This window comes from Paenibacillus sp. FSL K6-1096 (genome assembly GCF_037977055.1).
Taxonomy (GTDB): domain Bacteria; phylum Bacillota; class Bacilli; order Paenibacillales; family Paenibacillaceae; genus Paenibacillus_AQ.
The window spans coordinates 552,854-571,967 of sequence record NZ_CP150274.1 but is presented as its reverse complement, the minus strand read 5'-3'; the positions used below and the strand labels follow the sequence as shown (position 1 = coordinate 571,967).

The following is a 19,114-nucleotide window of genomic DNA, read 5'->3' as shown; positions in this document are numbered from 1 at the left end:
TTAGAAAAGCTCTGAAAATACGGGGACATCAGCAGAGGATGTGACTTAAGCGTGGCGAAGGGGAGCAAGGATTACGGGCAATATTTTGATTTCTCAGATGCCAGAATCATCAGCGAATCCGACGGGAAAACCACCTACCGGATCAAAGGCAGAAACGTGCAGATCAACAGCCAGCCCGATTATAGAGAAGGCAAGCGCCGGGGCAAGGAAGAGATCGAGGTCCACTATCATTTCGAGATTCCGCCGGAGATGGAGGATTTCGGGCGCGGCAAAAGCTATCATATTACCACCTACGGCTGCCAGATGAATGAACATGATACAGAGACGATAAAAGGGATGCTGGAGCAGCTCGGCTACCGGGCGGCGGCTGACCGCAGCGAGGCGGATATCATCCTGCTGAATACCTGTGCGATCCGCGAGAATGCGGAGGATAAGGTGTTCGGCGAGCTGGGTCATCTCAAGACCCTGAAGCTGGAGAAGCCGGGCCTGCTGCTCGGGGTCTGCGGCTGCATGTCCCAGGAGGAAGGCGTGGTCAACCGGATCATGGCGCGGCACAGCTTCGTCGATATGATTTTTGGCACCCATAATATTCACCGTCTGCCGGAGCTGATCAAGGAAGCGGTATTCAGCCGGGAGATGGTCATCGAGGTGTGGTCCAAGGAAGGCGACATCATCGAGAACCTGCCGAAGAAGCGGGAGGGGCTGCGTGCCTGGGTGAATATCATGTACGGCTGCGACAAGTTCTGCACGTACTGCATTGTGCCGTTCACACGGGGCAAGGAGCGGAGCAGACGGCCCGAGGATGTGCTGGCTGAGGTGCGGGAGCTGGCCCGCCAGGGGTTCAAGGAGGTGACGCTGCTGGGGCAGAATGTCAACGCCTACGGCAAGGACTTCACGGACATCGATTATACCTTCGGCGACCTGATGGACGATATGCGGAAGATCGATATTCCGCGAGTGCGCTTCATGACCTCGCATCCGCGCGATTTTGACGATAAACTGATTCATGTGCTGGGCAAAGGCGGCAATCTGGTCGAGCATATCCATCTGCCGGTGCAGTCGGGAAGCACGGCGGTGCTGAAGCGGATGAGCCGCAAATATACGCGGGAAGCGTATCTGGAGCTGGTGCACAAGATCAGGGCAGGTGTGCCGGATGCGGTGCTGACGACCGATATTATTGTCGGTTTCCCCGGTGAAACGGAAGAACAGTTCGAGGAGACATTGTCGCTGGTGCGCGAAGTAGGGTATGATATGGCGTATACCTTCATTTATTCTCCGCGTGAAGGGACACCGGCCGCCGGGATGGAGGATAATGTTCCGGCTGAGGTCAAGAGCGGACGTCTCCAGCGCCTTAACGATCTGATCAAAGAGCAGAGCCGGCAGGGCAACGAGCGGATGCTGGGCAAGCTGGCTGAGGTGCTGGTGGAAGGCGAGAGCAAGAACAACCAGCAGATTCTCGCCGGACGGACGCGTGACGGGAAGCTGGTGCATTTTGCAGGCCCGGCTTCACTGGTCGGCACGATGGTGCAGGTTAGAATTACCGGAGCGAAGACTTGGTACATCCAGGGGGACTATCAGGCGGAAGCCGCTGCAGTCCGTTAAACTTATAGAAATGGGGCGAGAAGCTTGAGCCAGGAAGAGGCGCGATTGAATGCATATGGGATGGTGACCCACAACACCCGTGATTTAATTGTACGTGAAGATATTATGGGCAAGGCCAAGGAATTGGCTGCGCTCATCTCCACCAGCGAGGAGGTCCGCCAGTTCCAGCAGGCTGAGCAGAAGATTCAGCAGCATGAGCGTGTGCAGGGGCTGATCGCTGCCATTAAGAAGAAGCAGAAGGAGATTGTCGCCTTCGAGAGCTTCAAGAACCAGGCGATGGTTGCGAAGATTGAGGGAGAGATTGCCGCCCTTCAGGATGAAATCGACAGCATCCCGCTGGTGAACGAGTTCCAGCAGAGCCAGAGCGATATTAATTATCTGCTGCAGCTGGTCATTTCTGTGATTCGGGACACCGTCTCGGACAAAATCAATGTGGAAGCAGGCACAGAAGCGCCTCCGTCCACTTGCGGCGATTAAGTGACGGACCCGGGGGGCGGATGTCCATCCGTCCCTTTATGAACAACCAACAATAGTTGCGGCAAAGGATGATCTATAGTGAGTGATAACGCGGAACAAACCTATAACGCCAAGAAATACCGTACGCCGGATGGCGTTCCGGCCGACATTGTCATGTTCACGCTGACCAAGCGCGAGCGCAAGACAGTGACGAAGACCCTGCCCCTGCGGGAGCTGAAGGTCATGCTGGTCCGCCGCAAAAAGTGGCCGTGTGCCGGCATGTGGGCCCTGCCGGGCGGCTTCTGCCAGGAGGACGAGTCGATCTATGATGCGGCCACACGCGAGCTGAAGGAAGAGACCGGCGTGGACGGCGGACATCTGGAGTACCTCGGCGTCTACAGCCAGCCGGGCCGTGACCCGCGCGGCTGGATTATCAGCCATGCTTTTTTTGCGTTGGTGGAGGAGTGGATGCTGGAGGAGCGTCAGGCGTCGGACGATGCCGGCGAGGTCGGCCTGTTCACGCTGCAGGAGGCGCTGGAGGAACTGGAGCTGGCTTTTGACCATCATGACATTATTACCGATGCCTACCTGCGGATTCAGCAGCAGATGCTGCAGACTACGATTGCCCGGCAGTTCCTGCCGCCCCACTTCACGCTGAGCGAGCTGTACCAGGTGATTCAGACGGTGGTGCCGGAATTCAAGGAACCGAATTTTATCCGCAAAATTACGTCAACCCGCAGCAGACAGGGTATATTAAAAGAAGTGAGCGATGAAGCGGGCAACCCGCTCAGCTCGAACCAGTACTCCCAGCGCCCGGCGCAGCTCTATATGTTCACGGACCATGAGCCGCTGCTGTCGATCTATACTTAGGCTGCCGGGGGGCTTGGCCATTTCTTTAATAGGAGGCTACTGTGATGAGAGCATTGATCGTTATTGACTTCACCAATGACTTTGTGGACGGCAATCTGCCTGTGGGCCAGCCCGGCATTGACATTGCCCCGAGAGTAAGCGCGCTTACGGAGGAGTTCGTGCAGAGCGGCGATTATGTTGTGATGGCTGTAGATCTGCATGAGGCAGACGATGCGTATCACCCGGAGACCCGGCTGTTTCCGCCGCATAATCTGCGGGGAAGCCAGGGGCGTGAGCTGTACGGCAGCCTGAAGGACGTCTACGAACAGAACCGTGAGGCCATCTATTGGATGGACAAAACGCGCTACAGCGCCTTCTGCGGCACAGATCTGGCCCTGAAGCTGCGCGAACGCGGCATTACCGACCTGCATCTGATCGGGGTATGTACAGACATCTGTGTGCTGCATACCGCAGTGGATGCGTACAACCTCGGATTCAGCATAACCGTCCATGAGGACGCCGTGGCCAGCTTCAATCCCGACGGTCATGTGTGGGCGCTGGGACATTTCCGCGGCAGCCTGGGTGCTAACGTCGTCACTGCCTCCAAGTAGGGGGTTAGGGTCTAGTCCGTTCGATTGAATATTCTATACAGCAGCAACTACAGAGTCAGATACAGCCATGCAGCGATTAGGAGATGAGGACTTGAGGAGAGAACTTGCTCTACATACAGACAAATATCAGATCAATATGATGTATGCCCATTGGGTGAACGGCACACACAAGCGCCGGGCGGTATTCGAAGCCTACTTCCGCAAGCTGCCGTTCGGCAACGGGTTCGCCGTGTTCGCCGGGCTGGAGCGGATCACCCAGTACATTGCGGACCTGCGGTTCACGGAAGAGGATATCCGCTATCTGTCGGAGCAGGAGGAGAATTATGATCCAGCCTTCCTGGAGGAGCTGCTGCAGTTCCATTTCCAGGGCAGCCTTCATTCCATGAAGGAAGGGGCGCTGGTCTTCCCGGATGAGCCGCTGATCCGGGTCGAGGGCACAATTATGGAGGCCCAGCTCGTGGAGACGGCCATCCTGAACTTCATGAACTACCAGACGCTGATTGCCACCAAGGCCTCGCGGATCAAGCAGGTGGCCCCGGAGGACACGCTGCTTGAATTCGGCACGCGGCGGGCGCAGGAAGCGGATGCTGCTGTATGGGGCGCGCGTGCGGCCTATGTCGGCGGGTTCCATGCGACCTCCAATATGCTGGCCGGCAAGAGGTTCGGCATTCCTACGAAGGGCACCCACGCCCACTCCTGGGTGCAGAGCTTCCCCAGCGAGCAGGAAGCCTTCGATGCTTATGCCAGAGTGATGCCGGATAACGTTACGCTGCTGGTCGATACTTTCGATACGCTGCGCAGCGGGGTGCCCCATGCGATCCAGACGGCGAAGATGCTGGAGGCGCAGGGCAAGCGGATGAACGCCATCCGGCTGGACAGCGGCGACTTGGCGTACCTGTCGCGCAAGGCCCGCGAGATGCTGGACGAAGCCGGGCTGGACTATGTGAAGATTGTCGCCTCCAATGACCTGGACGAGAACACGATCATGAACTTGAAGTCGCAGGGGGCCGCCATCGATACCTGGGGAGTCGGAACCCAGTTAATCACCGCGGCGGATCAGCCTTCACTGGGCGGGGTCTACAAGCTGGTAGAGATTGAGGCGCCGAACGGGGAGATGATTCCTACCATCAAGATCTCCTCCAATCCTGAGAAGGTCTCCACTCCCGGCAAAAAAGAGGTCTACCGCATCATCGGGCAGAACGGCAAGGCGTTGGCCGACTATATCAGCTTCGCGGATGAGCCAGCTCCCCGCAGCGGAGTCCGGCTGAAGCTGTTCAACCCGCTGCATCCCTATTTGCGCAAGCATGTAGAGCGCTACGAAGCGCTGCGGATGCTGGAGCCGATTGTGGTGAACGGCTTCCAGGTCTACACCCTGCCGGATCTGGATGAGATCCGCCGTTATCATCAGGAGCAGCTGGATTTGTTCTGGCCGGAGTACCTGCGTAAGCTGAACCCGGAGGTCTTCCGCGTGAATCTCAGCGAGCAGCTATGGAACCGCAAGCAGCAGCTGATCGCCGAGCATATGATTACGGATATAGAGTAGTTCGGGCGGTAAGCATATATAAGCCCTCTCAGGCCGCAGGAATTCTGCGGTGTGAGAGGGCTATTTGCGTATAGTTGGGTTTCATGCCTTTGCTGTTGAGCGAGTGGTCCTGTACCAGCTTCTTTTTCCAGCGGCAGGACCATCTGCTCATTGACAGCAAGTCCCAGAAATCATATATTAAAAATATTCCAATTGACAAAATTGGAAGAAAGAGATTTATTTTGCAATGAAAGTTTAAGCGCTTTAATTTTGGTCCGAGCTCATGATAACCGCTACGCTTTGTACTGTAGCCGCCACTCTCGAACAAGGAGGTGACTTTGCTTACAGTTCTCCGTTAGTAAATACAGGCAATGCCAAGCCATACCCACTAACCTGTGAGGAGTGAGAATGTTATGAATAAGCAAGCCGCACGCAAGCTGCAATGGACCAGTCTGATGCTTCTCTGTCTGGCTATTTTTATCGTGCCTGCCGGATCTGCCTTTGCTGCCGTGAACAAGCCTTTTCCGCAGCATACCACCTATACCAGCGGAACGATCAAGCCGAATAACGTCACCCAAACCGCCATGGATAATGTGGTGAAGAGCAAATGGGATGCCTGGAAGGGCGCTTATCTCAAGCCAGCTGGTACCGGTAAGTATTATGTCAAATATAATTCGGCGGGGGAGACAGTCTCTGAAGCGCATGGCTATGGCATGTTGTTCACCGTGCTGATGGCCGGCTATGACTCCAATGCGCAGACGTATTACAACGGACTCTATAATTATTACACAGCACATCCAAGCGCCATCAGTCCCTATCTGATGTCATGGAAACAGAACAGCAGCTTTCAGAATATAGAAGGACAAGACTCCGCAACCGACGGCGATATGGATATTGCCTTCTCGCTGCTGCTGGCCCACAAGCAATGGGGAAGCAGCGGAACCGTCAACTATTTGCAGGCAGCGACAAATATGATTAACGCCATCATGGATAAGGAAATTAATCAGACTCAGTGGACGATCCGTCTCGGAGACTGGGCGAATAGCGGTTCATACAATACGGCTACCCGGCCTTCAGACTTCATGCTGAATCACTTGAAGGCTTTTCAGACCGCAACCGGGGATGCCCGCTGGCAGAATGTAACGAACAAGACCTATACGATTATCAATAGTCTCTATACCGGCTATAGCTCAACCACCGGCCTGCTGCCGGATTTCGTAGTCTACTCCAGCAATACCTATAAGCCAGCCGCCGCGAATTTCCTGGAGGATGCCAACGACGGCAACTATAATTATAATTCATGCCGTACACCGTGGCGGATCGCCACCGATTATCTGCTGACAGGCGATAACCGGGCCTTAGCCCAGCTGAATCAGCTGAACAGCTGGATCAAGACCAAAGTAAGCAGTACACCGGGGAACATCAAAGATGGCTACAAGCTGAACGGAACCACCTTCGGCAGCTATAACAGCGGCGCGTTCTATGCCCCCTTCGGCGTAAGCGCCATGATCTCATCCGCCAATCAGAGCTGGCTGAACTCCCTCTGGAGCCATACGGCAGGCAGCGCAGCAGAGGATTACTATGAAGACAGCCTCAAGCTGTTCTCGCTGATTGTGATGTCAGGTAACTGGTGGACCTATTGAGCAGATCAATATTGAACACGAAACTCCTGTCCGGATGGACAGGAGTTTTCTTTTCCGGAAATATACTGAACAATCGTTATCCATTACCGGCTACGGCAATTCCACTGAAGCTTCGCGCACCTAAAGTGGCGGTTCGAATGGCTGATGCAACAATCGTATACTGAATCTGCCCTGCAAGCACATCACCGGCCGGAGGAAAGTCAACAGCGGTTATTCCTACCATTTCGTACTGAGGCACCGTGTTATTAATGTTCCCCGGGTAGGTGGTACTGAAGATTAGAGTGCTATTGCGGTAGACAATAAAAGTAACATCATTCTGGACGATAGCGCTAACATCAACGCTAAGCTTAACGTAAGCATTTAATGTGACTCTGACCAGGCCGACATTGGCAGGTGTAACATTTACCGTTTGCAGTCCAATATCACCGAAGACCGCACCTGAACGGACCAAGTTTATCACTGACATATCCGAGGTACTACCCTGTGAAATGCGCATATCCAGAAACTGAATGCTCAATCTGCTCACCCAACCTCTCTTAATTAAATACTACATTTTATGAGAGGAAAGGTAGAATGCTTGTGCACAATCTCCGTAGTGGAGGCCATTAATACTCTTCTTTGCCCCAAATTTCTGTGATATTTTTAACATCTTAATTTTTAATTTTATTGCTAAATTAAGGATGACATTGATTCCACAGCATTCTGGGGAAAACGCGGAATTTCACAGGATTTTCACAATTTGTCGTTTTCGTGGAAGGTTACCTTCTATTGAAATAACACCGCGTTGTCGCGTATAAAGAAACCGGTCCAATTCAATAAATTATTGTGATTCCCCAAGTGTGGATAATGCAAGATATGTCACTTCGCGGCTGGCAAAATCAAGTTACAATCGCTCTAAAAGTCAAAATGATGCACTAAGAAAGGGGTTATGTCGGTGGTACAATTGCCAAAAGTAAATGAGCTCGGCTTCTTTGAGATTCGTCTCGAATCGATTGGTGGCCTGGGCGCGAACCTCGCAGGGAAAATGCTGGCGGAAGCGGGAGTGGTCGGCGCAGGACTGAACGGCGTCAGCTTCTCATCGTACGGGTCCGAGAAGAAGGGGTCTGCGGTTAAAGCGCATATCCGGTTCTGCGACCTGGATACCCATATCCGTGATACCTCCCCGGTCGAGCGTCCGCATGTCGTTGGCGTTTTTCATGAAGCACTGGCCAAGACCGTCAATGTAACCAGCGGAATTCAAGAACACAGCACCGTTCTCGTGAACTCGGCCAAGACGCCGGAAGAACTCAGAGAGCTGCTGAAGATGAAGGCCGGCACCATTGCGGTAATCGATGCGACCAGCATTGCGCTGAAGGAGAAGAACCGGGTGAATATGGCGATGCTCGGCGCGCTGTTCCGGCTCTGTCCGTTCCTCGATACCGAAACCATGAAGGGCGTTATCGAGAAATCTCTCGGCAAAAAATACCCGCAGGCCGTCCAATCGGCCATCACGACCTTCGAGCGCGGCTACAATGAAGTGCAATTCATGGAGTTCGAGCTGGCACCGGGCGACAGTATGCCGGAATATGTCCGTTCTGACATCTCGGCACTGGGCTATGAGACCCAGCCGATGGGCGGAACGATCACGGCTCCGGGCAACAGCTTCCTGAAGAACCTCAGTATCTCCCGTTCCGGTATGCTTCCGGCCTATGAGAATGAGTCCTGTATCAACTGTGCACAGTGTGACACGGTATGTCCCGACCAATGCTTCGTATGGGAAGAGCGCCTCGACCGCAAGGGCCGCTCGCAGATGTTCCTGCTTGGCATTGACTATCAATACTGTAAAGGCTGCCTGAAATGCGTCGGAGCCTGCCCGACCTCGGCGTTGTCCAGCATGAGGGAGAAGGAAGGCTACGCGGACAGCCATACTGTGAAGCATCAGTTCGATCTGGTCACTCAAGTCTAAATACCGGAAGGGTGGAATGAATTGTGGCAATTGATTATGAGAAAGAACTAGGCTCTGCCAAGGTAGAGCAGAAATTCCTATACGAGTCCGGCAATGAGATGGCTGCATATGCTGCCCATCAGATTAACTATCATGTCATGGGGTATTTCCCGATCTCCCCGTCGACCGAGGTAGCCCAGTTCCTTGATACGATGAAAGCCAGCGGCCAGCACGACATTATGCTGGTGCCTTCCGACGGGGAGCACAGCTCCGCAGGGATCTGTTACGGGGCTTCAACTGCGGGCGGCCGTGTGTTCAATGCGACCAGCGCCCAGGGTTATATGTTCATGCTTGAGCAATTGCCTGTACAAGCAGGTACGCGGATGCCGATGGTTATGAACCTGGTCTGCCGGTCGATTTCGGGACCGCTGAATATTCACGGGGACCATTCGGACCTGTACTTCGCGCTGAATACGGGCTGGCCGATTCTGATGTGCCGTGATCCGCAGTCTGTCTACGACATGAACCTGATGGCACTGAAGCTGGCGGAGCACGCCAAAGTCCGGCTGCCGGTTATGGTCGCCTCAGACGGTTATTTTACCTCTCACCAGAAACGCCGGGTGCAGGCTTTTGCCCACCGCGAGGATGTTCACAAGTTCATTGGCGAGCAGCCGCCGGCCGGCTTCACTGATACGCTTGACCGCAATAATCCCGTAACCGTAGGACCTTACATGAATGAACCGGATTACATCAACAACCGGTATCAGCAATCCGTGGCGATGTACAATGCAGGTGAAGTCTTCGAAGAGATCGCCCAGGAATTCGCCGAGCTGACCGGACGCCATTATGAGATGATCGAGCAGTACCGGATGGAGGATGCGGATGTTGCGGTGTTCCTGATGAATTCCGCTTCGGAGATTATTAAGGATGTAGTCGATCAGCTCCGTGAGCAGGGCATCAAGGCAGGGGCCATCTCCCCGAACATGATCCGCCCGTTCCCGCAGAAGCAGATCGCCGAAGCACTGAAGAATGTCAAGGCCATTACCGTAGGCGACCGCGCAGATTCTGTCGGCGGACACGGCGGCAACATGGTGAACGAGATTAAGGCTGCGCTGTTCACTTACAGCAACACGACTACGAAGGTCATCAGCCGGATCTATGGTCTGGGCGGCAAAGACTTCTACGCTGAAGACGGACATCATTTCTTCCAGCTCGCGATGGATGCTGTGGTTGCCGACCGCGTTGAAGTGCCGTTCGATTACTATGGCCATAACCCGGGAGCGCCGGAGAATGCACCGAAGCGCCTGCTGAAGCCGATGGACTTCGATAAGCTGAAGACCGGCCTGATCACGGTAACCCGGAATGAAGAGACCGGCAAGCTGAGCGTCAAGGTTCCGCCGGTACGCTCCCTGATGAGGAAGCCGAGACGCCTGTCTCCGGGACATGGCGCATGTCCGGGCTGCGGGATTTTCTCCGGTCTGGAGCTGTTCTTCAAAGGGATCGAAGGCGATATCGTAGCTCTGTACCACACAGGCTGCGCGATGGTAACTACGACAGGTTATCCGTATTCCTCGCATAAATCGACCTTCATCCATAACCTCTTCCAGAACGGGGCAGCCACCTTGTCCGGTGTAGTAGAGATGTTCTGGGAACGCAAACGCCGCGGCGAGCTGGACGGTCTGGGGCTGAAGGATGACTTCACGTTCGTCATGGTGACCGGCGACGGCGGGATGGACATCGGTATGGGACCGGCCATCGGGGCAGCGCTGCGCGGCCACAAGATGATTATTGTGGAATACGATAATGAAGGGTACATGAACACTGGTGCTCAGCAGTCCTACTCCACACCGCTCGGACACCGGACATCGACATCCAGCATCGGCAAAACCCAGCAGGGCAAGGTGACCCAGCATAAGGATACAGCGCAGATTATGGCAGCCACCAACATTCCTTATGTGTTCACCGGCTGTGAAGCTTATCCGCAGGACCTGCTGAAGAAAGCAGCGAAGGCTCAGTGGTATGCGCAGAATGAAGGCCTCGTCTATGGCAAAATTCTGATCGCCTGCCCGCTGAACTGGATGAGCGAGGACAAGGACGGAACGGATATCGTATCCCTGGCCGTGGAATCCTGCTTCTTCCCGCTGTATGAAGTGGAGCAGGGGATTACGAGCATCACGTATAATCCGGAAGACAAAGACAAGCGGGTAGAGGTATCCGCCTGGCTGAAGACGATGGGCAAAACCCGCCATCTGCTCAAGCCGGAGAACGAACCGGCCCTGCGCAGCTTCGAGAGCGAGGTCCAGCGCCGCTGGAGCCGCCTCAAGGCCAAGCACGAGCACCCGGACTTGTAAGTCAAGCACCATCCCGCCCGGCAGAGATCCTCTGCCGGGCTATTTATGTTAACTGGGCCAATGGAGGGCTGGTGCGGATCACGGGGCTGTGGCGAATATAATCGGAAAACCGATTACAATAGGACTGGCGCGGGTCACGAGGGCGAATGTAATCGGAAAACCGATTACAATGGCAGGGGCGGAGGCGTGAGGGCCGAATGTAATCGGAAAACCGATTACAACAGACAGGCACAAGGCGCGTGGGCCAAATGTATGTGGAAAACCGAATACATTCGCCCACCTAGCCCCAGCTCCTCTTAAACTCCTAAATAAATAATTCACCGCCACCTATTTATTAAAATACTTTTATAAAGTATTATAATATCCAGGTGGTGAAGGCAAATGAAAAAGATTGGCGGAAACGCGCTGGTCATCCGCGAGGTGAACAGCAATCTGGTGCGGCAGGTGCTGAAGGAGCGGGGGCAGGCAACGAAACGGGAGATTGCCGAGAGCTGCGGCCTAAGCGTGGTTACGGTGGGGACGGTGCTGCAGGCGCTGGAGGAACAGAACGAGGTGCTGCCGGGAGAGCTGCTCTCATCCAGCGGCGGGAGGCCGGCGCAGCAGTACATATACAATGACGAGTATGCGCTGGCCCTGATTCTGTTTACGCATGAGGAGCGGGAGATGATCTATATTCACCGGACGGTCGTCACGCTTACCGGCCGCAAGCTGCTGGCGGACAGCGTGGAGATCCCGCGGGTGGAGCTGGAGGCGCTGGAGACGGTAATTGACTCTTCGCTGGCGAGCTACCCGTCCATCCAGGCCATCGGGCTGGGCCTGCCGGGCGCTGAGACAGACGGTACGCTGACGGCATCCGACTATGAAGCGCTGCGCGGGGTGAAGGTGGCGGAGCATTTCCGGCTGCGTTACGGCAAGCCGGTTGTGATCGAGAACGATGTGAATGCGGCCGTTATCGGCTATTGCCGCCGGATGCAGGAGGAGGACGCTTCGGTGGTCTATCTCTATTTCCCGGACCGTTTTCCTCCGGGGGCCGGTATTTTCATAGACGGCAAGCTGTATAAGGGCACCCGCGGCTTCGCTGGAGAGGTGGCGGGCCTTCCGCTGGGAATTCCTTGGGGGGATGGCGGGCTCATGGCTTCCTTCGATGCGCTGACCGATGCGATTGCCCGGCTTACGGTTGCGGTAAGCAGTGTGCTGAACCCGGATATAGTTGTGCTCTACGGCAGTTTTCTTGGCAGCAAGCATCTTGAAGCGGTGAGGCATCTGTGCAGCATCAGGCTGCCTGAACCCGCATTCCCGCAGGTAGCCCTCTCGGACGATTTCGCCGCTGACTACATCCAGGGCATGATCGTCCAGACGCTGGGGACATTAGAGCAACGGCTGTATTTAACGAAAATAAAAGGTTAGGCGGGGTTTAGATGGCAACGGTATTTCTGATTATTATTTATTTGGCATTCATCAGCCTGGGGCTTCCGGATTCCATGCTGGGGGCGGCCTGGCCGATTATCCGGCTGGACTTCGGAGCGCCGGTTGACGCGGCGGGGCTGCTGTCCATGATTGTAGTGGCCGGGACCATCATCTCCAGCCTCGCCAGCAGCGCCGTGCTGAAGCGGCTGGGTACGGGGATGGTGACGTTCATCAGCGTGCTGGTAACGGCGCTGGCCCTGCTGGGCTTCGCCTATTCCTCCTCCGTGCTGTGGGTGGCAGTGCTGGCCTTGCCGCTCGGTCTCGGGGCGGGTTCGATCGATACCGGTCTTAACAATTTCGTGGCGACTCATTACAAAGCGCATCATATGAGCTGGCTGCACTGCTTTTGGGGCATTGGGGCGATGCTGGGGCCGATTCTTATGTCGCGTTATATCGCCGGCGGGGAATCCTGGAGAATGGGCTTCCTGGCCGTCAGCATCATTCAGTTCGTTCTTGTGGTGGTGCTGTTCTTCAGTCTCCCGCTGTGGAAGCGGGCGGGCAAGGGCAGCAGCCCGCAGCCTCAGGAGACACTGGAACCGGCGGAAACTCCCACCAGTACACCTGCCTCAGCGGGCAGCAAGGTGCTGCGCATCCCGGGAGTGAAGCTTGCGATGCTGACCTTCCTGTTCTACTGCGGCGTTGAAGCCACGGTAGGGCTATGGGGCAGCAGTTACCTGGTCAACGCCAAAGGCGTCCCTGCGGCCACAGCCGCCGGCTGGGTCTCGCTGTATTATGGCGGCATAACGGCCGGGCGGCTGATTACCGGCTTCATCACCTTCCGCTTCAGCAACCGGACGCTGATCCGCGGCGGGCTGGTGATATCCCTGCTGGGAGCTGTTTTGCTGGCGTTGCCGCTGCCGGATGTATTTTCACTGATTGCCTTTATTCTGGTTGGACTGGGCTCGGCACCGATCTTCCCCTGTATGCTGCATGAGACGCCGGCCCGGTTCGGACAGGAGCACTCCCAGCGGATTATGGGGTATCAGATGGCTCTGGCCTACACCGGCGGGGCGTTTCTGCCTCCGCTGCTCGGCTGGGTGGCGGCCCGCAGTACGTTCATGATCCTTCCGCCGGTCCTGATCGGGTATATCATATTGATGATATTCAGCTCTGAGCGAATTAACGGCATAATGAATAAACATAAAGGAAAGGTGAGTCTTTGATGAGAAGAATAGCGTGGGAGGCAGGAGCCTGGAGCAATGAACCGGTATCCAGCGGACTGGAGCCGGAGCAGCTTACTGTAGAGGCAGCCGAGGGCAGCGATTATTGGCAGAAGACGATGTACGGCTTCCAGCATGATAACGGCCATGCGCTGCTGGCGCCATGGGATGATAATGAGGCCATTGAGGTCAGCTTCGCACTGGACGGATTCACCGAGCTGTACGACCAGGCAGGCATTATGCTGTGGCACGGTGAGCAGCAGTGGATCAAGGCCGGCATTGAGCTGAACGACGGGGTTCCCCATATCGGAGCAGTTGTGACAGACACCTATTCCGACTGGTCGCTGTCCCCGGTCCCGGAATGGACGGGAGAGGTGATCACGCTCCGGGCCTCACAGATGAAGGATGCCGTGATCCTCAGAGCGAGAACGGAGAACCATCCCTGGCGGACCATCCGGGTCGCCCGGTTCCCCTATGAGAGCGGGAAGCAGGCCGGACCATTCCTCTGCGCTCCGACGCGCGCGGGCTTCCGGGTGACCTTCACGCGCTGGGCGGCAACCGCCCCCGATGCCGACGTCCATACAGACCCGCCGGTCCGCTAAAAGGCTGCTTACAGTCCAAAAAGGCAAACCGCCGCCCCGCGCTTCGTTCAGGCGCGGGCAGCAGGTTTGCCTTTTGCAGCTGTCAGCTTATCTTCTTCTGCTGCTGCGCATAATGTCTGCGGTTCCGCACATCTCATCCCGGACGGAATAAGTGTAGATATGATGGGGGACCGGAACACAGTGATGGCGTCTCACTACCTCAACATGGTGGACCACCTGGACCACCTGGGGATGATAATGGTCTTCATAGACGACCTGGGTGGGATCTGTAACCGTTTGAGCAGGGCATTGCGGACAGTTTCTCATGACACTCAGCTCCTTCGTATTGGACTTATGCCAGTATACGCATGTTCCGGTAGCCTGTTTGTACATTCGTCTATCCGGTGGAATAAATGGGTATCTGCCGCCCTGCTCTAGGACCGTTTATAAATCTCCCGCATCACATGGCGCAGCTCGGGCAGAATCAGCCGGTCCATGGCCAGCCTGATCGCGCCGGTCGAGCCGGGCATGGAGAAGACAGCCGTGCTGCCGATCGTACCGGCAATCGCCCGGCTGAGCATGGCGGCAGAGCCGATATCCTCCTGGAAGCTGAGCAGCCGGAAGATCTCCCCGAAGCCCGGCAGCGACTTGTCGAGCAGGGAGGCGACGGCCTCATAGGTGGTGTCACGCGGGGAAATTCCGGTTCCTCCGGTCAGCAATACAGCTTCGATGCCGGGGTTGACCGAGTTCTGGTAGATCAGCTCACGGATATCATCATAATCGTCTTTGACAATAGTACGGCCTATAACTGTATATCCAGCGGCCTCCAGCAGCTTCTGGATCAGCGGTCCTCCGGTATCCGTATCTTCGGTCCGGGTATCAGACACGGTTATAACATAACAAGCAACGGACTCCGGGGCCCCGCTCCTGTGTTCTTCAACGGATGACATACGCACCAGCTCCTTCTGGATAGATTCTATCCCCATGATAGGGGAAGAAGAGGGCGAAGACAAGCTGGGGGACACCGCGCATTTAAGCATCCGCCGGCAGCTGCACCTTGCACAGAGACGGCCGTTGTAGTACACTCGCTACCATACACGATTGACACAGGGAGAGAGAGTATTTGAAACAGTCATTACCCGTCTATATTTTGTCAGGCTTCCTCGGCAGCGGCAAGACCACCTTACTGCAGCGTCTGCTGGATCATTGGAACGGGCAGGGCCTCCGGCCGGCTGTCATTATGAATGAGCTGGGCGAGGTGAATCTGGACGGTCTGCTGGTGGAGCAGTCTGTACCGATGGCCGAGATGCTGGGCGGCTGTATCTGCTGCACCAGCCGCGGGGATCTCAGCACTGAACTGATGACACTGGTCAAGAAGGAATCGCCGGATGTGATCGTCATTGAAGCCACCGGCGCAGCCAATCCGCTGGAGATTGTCGATGCGGTTACAGAGGCCTCGCTGTACTTACAGGTGGAGCTCAAAGGGCTGATTACCGTCGTTGATGGCGCCCATCTCCTGGAGCTGTACCGTTCCCAGCAGGGAGCAACCTACCGGCTGATGCAGGAGCAGATCCGCTGCGCTTCGGTGCTGATCCTGAACAAGACGGACCGGATTAGTGCAGAGGAGAGCACCGAGATTGCAGAGGTGCTGCGCAAGTGGAACACTTATGCAGAGATTCTGCCGGCGGTTCGCTGTGAACTGGAGCCTGGCCTGCTGCTGGGCAACCTCGGAAGCGTCCACCGGGAAGAGCGGACGGACGGTGAGGCTGCGGACAGTGGAAGCGGTAGCGCGGAAGGGGCGGTGCACGCTTCCCATGATCATGTGATGGCATATACCCACTATTTCGAGCAGCCGGTGAACAGCGAGGAATTCGAGACGTTCGTCAAGGAGCTGCCGCGTGATGTATACCGGGCTAAGGGGATTGTGACCTTCAATGATACGTCCAGCCGCTTCCTGTTCCAGTATGCCTACCGGGAGGCGGATTTCATGAAGATTACGCCCCAGGGGGAAGTGCCGGATGTCGCTGTATTTATCGGGGAGCATTTCTCCGCCAGCAACCTGCGTACAGGACTGCTGCGGCTGGAAGGGCGGCTTCCGGCAAGACCGGCCGTCGTGCGGAGAAAGCTTTAACCGGATTACGCCTGCTTCTCACGGCTGGTTCGCTCCTAATCTTGCAGGTTAATACATAGGCATACCCTATAATAATTGCAGGAGGTAGTAAGGCTATGACCCGAATTCAATATCAGGAATGCATTGATGCTTGTCTCAAATGTATGGATGCCTGTAACTATAGCTATGTCTCAAGCCTGAAAGAATATAATCTTGCCGATCTGAGGGAGAGCATCCAGCTGGACCGGGAATGTGCAGACATCTGCTCCTTCGCAGTCCAGGCCATGACCCGCAGAAGCCCGTTCGTGGCGGAAATCCTCCGCTTATGCGCTGAAATCTGCGACCGCTGTGCGGATGCGAGCAGCAGACATGAACATACCCACTGCCAGGATTGTATTGATGCCTGCCGCAATGCGGCGATGGCCTGCAGATTAGTCAGCGAAGCCGTTGAAGTGTATGCCTGATCCGGGCTGAAGCACTTCCATCTTCTGAATACGATATGTACATGAACCAGAGCGGCTGCGGAATCTCGCACGCTTCTGGTTTTTTGGTATGTAAGGAAAGAATCGTCATCTGCAAAAAGGAGAACAGGGGCGTTCCGGCGAATCTTACCAATAGGAGTTGAAGGGGGCTTGGAAGTTACGAACACATCACCATTACTCACAATAATCAGGGGCAGCAAGAGGTATGGAGGCCGCCCGGTTCTGAATGACGTCTCTATGACGGTTCACCCCGGCTCGGCAACAGCCCTGATCGGCCGCAACGGCTCCGGCAAAAGCACACTGCTCTCCATACTCGCCGGACTGCTGAAGCTGTCCTCCGGAGAGCTTAATTGGCATAGTAAGGGGATCACCGCCGGTTATGCGCCGGAAGCTTTTCCCGGCCTGAAGCTGACGGCAGAGGATTATCTGCACGCCATGGGCCGCATCGCCGGACTCCCGGAGGGGGAGGTCCGGTCCAGGGTAAGCGGGCTGCTGCAGCGCTTCGGTCTGGAGGCCTTCCGCAGCCGCCCGATGGAGGGCTACTCTAAGGGAATGCTGCAGAAGGTCAATCTGATTCAGGGCGTGCTGATCCGGCCGCAGCTTCTGCTGCTGGACGAACCGATGTCCGGCCTGGATCTGCCGGCACAGGATACACTTATCACACTCCTGCAGGAGCTGAAGCAGGAGGGTACGGCACTGGTCTTCTCCGTTCACGAGCCGCAGATCATTGAGGCGCTGGGTGATGAGGTGCTGGTGCTGCAGGAGGGGCAGGTCATCCGTACAATTCGCGGACCGGAGAATCTGCGGAGTGCTCCTGTGATGCATATCGTCTGCACCGGGCTGCCGGAAGAAGCACAGCAGGCGGTCAAGGTGTTGCCCGGAGTGTTAACAATGCAACCTGCGCCGGACCGCGCAGGGACCGCCAGTATAGGGCTGACCGTAGATCAGCAGATGTCAGATATCTGCCTGCAGCAGATTCTTGCCGCAGGCGGTTCCATAGCTGAGGTGAAGCCGCTCGGAGGTCTGAGTGATCTTACAGAGTGGATGGACCCGAAGAAGCGGAACGGAAGTGAGAGCAGATGAGAGGGCTAATTGGTTACTTTTTAAGGAGTTACAGTGTCTCCCAGCGGTACTTCGGCCCGGTCGCCGGGATGATTATTGCGGTCCTCATTCTCTATTCCTACAAGCCTAATCCGGTGATGAGCAGCTACTCCGCCACGGCTGTCATTGTATACATAGGTTCTGCCTGGCTGGGCCTCAGCTTCCTGAACCATGAACATGCCGTGCAGAAGCAGGTGGCCATCGTTCAGCTGCGCAGTGCCCGGCGGTACAGCCTTGGTGCTATTCTTACCCTAATTCTGCTAGTCCTGCTGCTGGCTCTGGCCATTGTCCTGTATCCGGTTGTGACCGGAAGCTTCAATGAATCCGCAGGGCTTCAGCGGATATTGCTTGCTTACACAGGCCATGTTCTTCTGGGGATATTAGGGATCACCATCTCCCTGTACCTGCAATCCTCCTGGGTGCCGAGAAGGAGCTATGCTGCCGGATTGCTGCTAATTGTCCTCATCTTGTCGGTAAGCGCCGGCAAAGTGGCGGAGATTGTTCCAGAACCGCTGGTTCAAGTGCTCCTGCCGCCCGTATATCCGGTCATGGATAAGCTGATGAATGCCGATGCACTGACGGTGTGGCCGGTGCTTGCTGCTTATAGCCACGCGCTCGCGTACATATGCCTGCTGGCCGCTTACTATCTGTACCGCTGCGGCCGAATGGATTATAACAAAACCAATTAAGCTCTACGACAAATAACCAGATCAAGAACGGGGAGGAACGATGAAGGATACACAAATACCGGAGAGTGAACAATCCAAAGAGCTATTTGCTTATTTCGGGCTGGCCGTCTATTATTGCCAGGCGCTGGAGCAGCAATTGACGAATCTGCTGCTGCTGACGAAGCTGTCGCAGGGCAGAACGCCGACAGACGCCGAAATCGCAGAGTTGTATCAACGCAAGCTTAGCAATTCACTCGGCCAGCTCATCAAAGAAATCCAGCATCACTTCCCATTCTCTGAGGAAGAGACGGTCCAGCTGCAGGCCGTGTGGAAGGAGCGCAACCATATTGTTCATGATTACTTCAAGGAGCGGATTCAGGAGACCTTCACACCGGCCGGAAGGGCTCATATGATCCGTGAATTGAAACGCTTCAAGAACAAGGCCAGCCGGCTGGAGATTAAGCTGCAAGGCTACTGCACCGAAATGTACAGTAAGCTGGGACTGGAAGAAGAGCAGCTTCGTTAAACGGCCTTATCTCCTTATCTGCAAAAGAGACCCGCTCTTACGCACCAACAAGGCTGCGTTC

19 protein-coding genes are annotated in these 19,114 nt (G+C 55.6%); 16 read left to right on the top strand and 3 right to left on the bottom strand.

Annotation, left to right across the window (positions count from 1 at the left end; genetic code table 11):
- Nucleotides 1–51: 51 nt before the first annotated feature.
- From miaB to MHI24_RS02495, 6 genes are all read left to right on the top strand, one after another.
- A complete protein-coding gene (gene miaB, locus MHI24_RS02520) occupies nt 52–1,602 on the top strand; it encodes a tRNA (N6-isopentenyl adenosine(37)-C2)-methylthiotransferase MiaB (RefSeq protein WP_340023993.1) in 1,551 nt (516 codons plus the stop codon).
- 24 nt (nt 1,603–1,626) lie between these two features.
- Nucleotides 1,627–2,079: a YlbF family regulator gene (locus tag MHI24_RS02515; protein WP_340023992.1), complete on the top strand. Its 453-nt coding sequence runs from the start codon at nt 1,627–1,629 to the stop codon at nt 2,077–2,079.
- Nucleotides 2,080–2,157: 78 nt separating this feature from the next.
- Complete coding sequence (locus tag MHI24_RS02510; RefSeq protein ID WP_340023991.1) at nt 2,158–2,928, top strand: NUDIX domain-containing protein; 771 nt, start codon at nt 2,158–2,160, stop codon at nt 2,926–2,928.
- 44 nt (nt 2,929–2,972) lie between these two features.
- The gene (locus MHI24_RS02505; RefSeq protein WP_340023990.1) at nt 2,973–3,518 is read left to right on the top strand and encodes an isochorismatase family cysteine hydrolase; all 546 of its coding nucleotides are present in this window, start codon (nt 2,973–2,975) and stop codon (nt 3,516–3,518) included.
- 67 nt (nt 3,519–3,585) lie between these two features.
- Nucleotides 3,586–5,061, top strand: a complete 1,476-nt coding sequence (locus tag MHI24_RS02500; protein ID WP_340023989.1) for a nicotinate phosphoribosyltransferase — start codon at nt 3,586–3,588, stop codon at nt 5,059–5,061.
- A 392-nt stretch (nt 5,062–5,453) separates the two neighbouring features.
- Nucleotides 5,454–6,683 (top strand): glycosyl hydrolase family 8, encoded by a 1,230-nt coding sequence (locus MHI24_RS02495; RefSeq protein ID WP_340023988.1) that lies wholly within the window; start codon nt 5,454–5,456, stop codon nt 6,681–6,683.
- Between the two features lie 76 nt (nt 6,684–6,759).
- Here the strand turns inward: MHI24_RS02495 and MHI24_RS02490 are convergent, their stop codons facing one another.
- Complete coding sequence (locus tag MHI24_RS02490) at nt 6,760–7,149, bottom strand: hypothetical protein (protein WP_340023987.1); 390 nt, start codon at nt 7,147–7,149, stop codon at nt 6,760–6,762.
- A 468-nt stretch (nt 7,150–7,617) separates the two neighbouring features.
- On the opposite strand from MHI24_RS02490, the gene MHI24_RS02485 reads away from it, so the two are divergent.
- The 5 genes from MHI24_RS02485 (at nt 7,618) to MHI24_RS02465 (ending at nt 14,187) form a co-directional block, all read left to right on the top strand.
- Complete coding sequence (locus MHI24_RS02485; protein WP_340023986.1) at nt 7,618–8,628, top strand: 2-oxoacid:acceptor oxidoreductase family protein; 1,011 nt, start codon at nt 7,618–7,620, stop codon at nt 8,626–8,628.
- A gap of 23 nt (nt 8,629–8,651) precedes the next feature.
- The gene (locus MHI24_RS02480) at nt 8,652–10,958 is read left to right on the top strand and encodes a thiamine pyrophosphate-dependent enzyme (protein ID WP_340023985.1); all 2,307 of its coding nucleotides are present in this window, start codon (nt 8,652–8,654) and stop codon (nt 10,956–10,958) included.
- Nucleotides 10,959–11,339: 381 nt separating this feature from the next.
- Nucleotides 11,340–12,365: an ROK family transcriptional regulator gene (locus tag MHI24_RS02475; RefSeq protein WP_340023984.1), complete on the top strand. Its 1,026-nt coding sequence runs from the start codon at nt 11,340–11,342 to the stop codon at nt 12,363–12,365.
- An 11-nt stretch (nt 12,366–12,376) separates the two neighbouring features.
- Nucleotides 12,377–13,588 carry an MFS transporter gene (locus MHI24_RS02470; RefSeq protein WP_340023983.1) on the top strand — a complete coding sequence of 404 codons (1,212 nt, stop codon included), beginning with the start codon at nt 12,377–12,379 and terminating at the stop codon, nt 13,586–13,588.
- Nucleotides 13,588–14,187: a DUF1349 domain-containing protein gene (locus MHI24_RS02465; protein ID WP_340023982.1), complete on the top strand. Its 600-nt coding sequence runs from the start codon at nt 13,588–13,590 to the stop codon at nt 14,185–14,187. Before MHI24_RS02470 ends, MHI24_RS02465 begins: the two co-directional genes overlap by 1 nt.
- Before the next feature lie 87 nt (nt 14,188–14,274).
- On the opposite strand, the gene MHI24_RS02460 is transcribed toward MHI24_RS02465, so the two are convergent.
- Together MHI24_RS02460 and MHI24_RS02455 are read right to left on the bottom strand one after the other, a co-directional pair.
- Complete coding sequence (locus tag MHI24_RS02460; protein ID WP_340023981.1) at nt 14,275–14,493, bottom strand: hypothetical protein; 219 nt, start codon at nt 14,491–14,493, stop codon at nt 14,275–14,277.
- A 107-nt stretch (nt 14,494–14,600) separates the two neighbouring features.
- Nucleotides 14,601–15,122 (bottom strand): MogA/MoaB family molybdenum cofactor biosynthesis protein, encoded by a 522-nt coding sequence (locus MHI24_RS02455; protein WP_340023980.1) that lies wholly within the window; start codon nt 15,120–15,122, stop codon nt 14,601–14,603.
- 167 nt (nt 15,123–15,289) lie between these two features.
- On the opposite strand from MHI24_RS02455, the gene MHI24_RS02450 reads away from it, so the two are divergent.
- The 5 genes from MHI24_RS02450 to MHI24_RS02430 all read left to right on the top strand — a co-directional run bounded on the left by MHI24_RS02450 (nt 15,290) and on the right by MHI24_RS02430 (nt 19,053).
- Nucleotides 15,290–16,297 carry a GTP-binding protein gene (locus MHI24_RS02450; protein WP_340023979.1) on the top strand — a complete coding sequence of 336 codons (1,008 nt, stop codon included), beginning with the start codon at nt 15,290–15,292 and terminating at the stop codon, nt 16,295–16,297.
- Between the two features lie 95 nt (nt 16,298–16,392).
- Nucleotides 16,393–16,740 carry a four-helix bundle copper-binding protein gene (locus tag MHI24_RS02445; RefSeq protein ID WP_340023978.1) on the top strand — a complete coding sequence of 116 codons (348 nt, stop codon included), beginning with the start codon at nt 16,393–16,395 and terminating at the stop codon, nt 16,738–16,740.
- Between the two features lie 168 nt (nt 16,741–16,908).
- A complete protein-coding gene (locus MHI24_RS02440; RefSeq protein ID WP_340023977.1) occupies nt 16,909–17,841 on the top strand; it encodes an ABC transporter ATP-binding protein in 933 nt (310 codons plus the stop codon).
- Nucleotides 17,838–18,548 (top strand): hypothetical protein, encoded by a 711-nt coding sequence (locus MHI24_RS02435; RefSeq protein WP_340023976.1) that lies wholly within the window; start codon nt 17,838–17,840, stop codon nt 18,546–18,548. The genes MHI24_RS02440 and MHI24_RS02435 overlap by 4 nt, the downstream gene beginning before the upstream one ends.
- 40 nt (nt 18,549–18,588) lie before the next feature.
- Nucleotides 18,589–19,053: a hypothetical protein gene (locus MHI24_RS02430; RefSeq protein ID WP_340023975.1), complete on the top strand. Its 465-nt coding sequence runs from the start codon at nt 18,589–18,591 to the stop codon at nt 19,051–19,053.
- Nucleotides 19,054–19,114 lie beyond the last annotated feature (61 nt).

Bases quoted from the DNA above. Each gene is read 5' to 3' on its own strand.
- MHI24_RS02505 (WP_340023990.1), top strand. From the start codon at position 2,973: ATGAGAGCATTGATCGTTATTGACTTCACCAATGACTTTGTGGACGGC.
- MHI24_RS02500 (WP_340023989.1), top strand. From the start codon at position 3,586: ATGCAGCGATTAGGAGATGAGGACTTGAGGAGAGAACTTGCTCTACAT.
- MHI24_RS02495 (WP_340023988.1), top strand. From the start codon at position 5,454: ATGAATAAGCAAGCCGCACGCAAGCTGCAATGGACCAGTCTGATGCTT.
- MHI24_RS02490 (WP_340023987.1), bottom strand. From the start codon at position 7,149: ATGTCAGTGATAAACTTGGTCCGTTCAGGTGCGGTCTTCGGTGATATT.
- MHI24_RS02475 (WP_340023984.1), top strand. From the start codon at position 11,340: ATGAAAAAGATTGGCGGAAACGCGCTGGTCATCCGCGAGGTGAACAGC.
- MHI24_RS02470 (WP_340023983.1), top strand. From the start codon at position 12,377: ATGGCAACGGTATTTCTGATTATTATTTATTTGGCATTCATCAGCCTG.
- MHI24_RS02465 (WP_340023982.1), top strand. From the start codon at position 13,588: ATGAGAAGAATAGCGTGGGAGGCAGGAGCCTGGAGCAATGAACCGGTA.
- MHI24_RS02460 (WP_340023981.1), bottom strand. From the start codon at position 14,493: ATGAGAAACTGTCCGCAATGCCCTGCTCAAACGGTTACAGATCCCACC.
- MHI24_RS02445 (WP_340023978.1), top strand. From the start codon at position 16,393: ATGACCCGAATTCAATATCAGGAATGCATTGATGCTTGTCTCAAATGT.
- MHI24_RS02435 (WP_340023976.1), top strand. From the start codon at position 17,838: ATGAGAGGGCTAATTGGTTACTTTTTAAGGAGTTACAGTGTCTCCCAG.
- MHI24_RS02430 (WP_340023975.1), top strand. From the start codon at position 18,589: ATGAAGGATACACAAATACCGGAGAGTGAACAATCCAAAGAGCTATTT.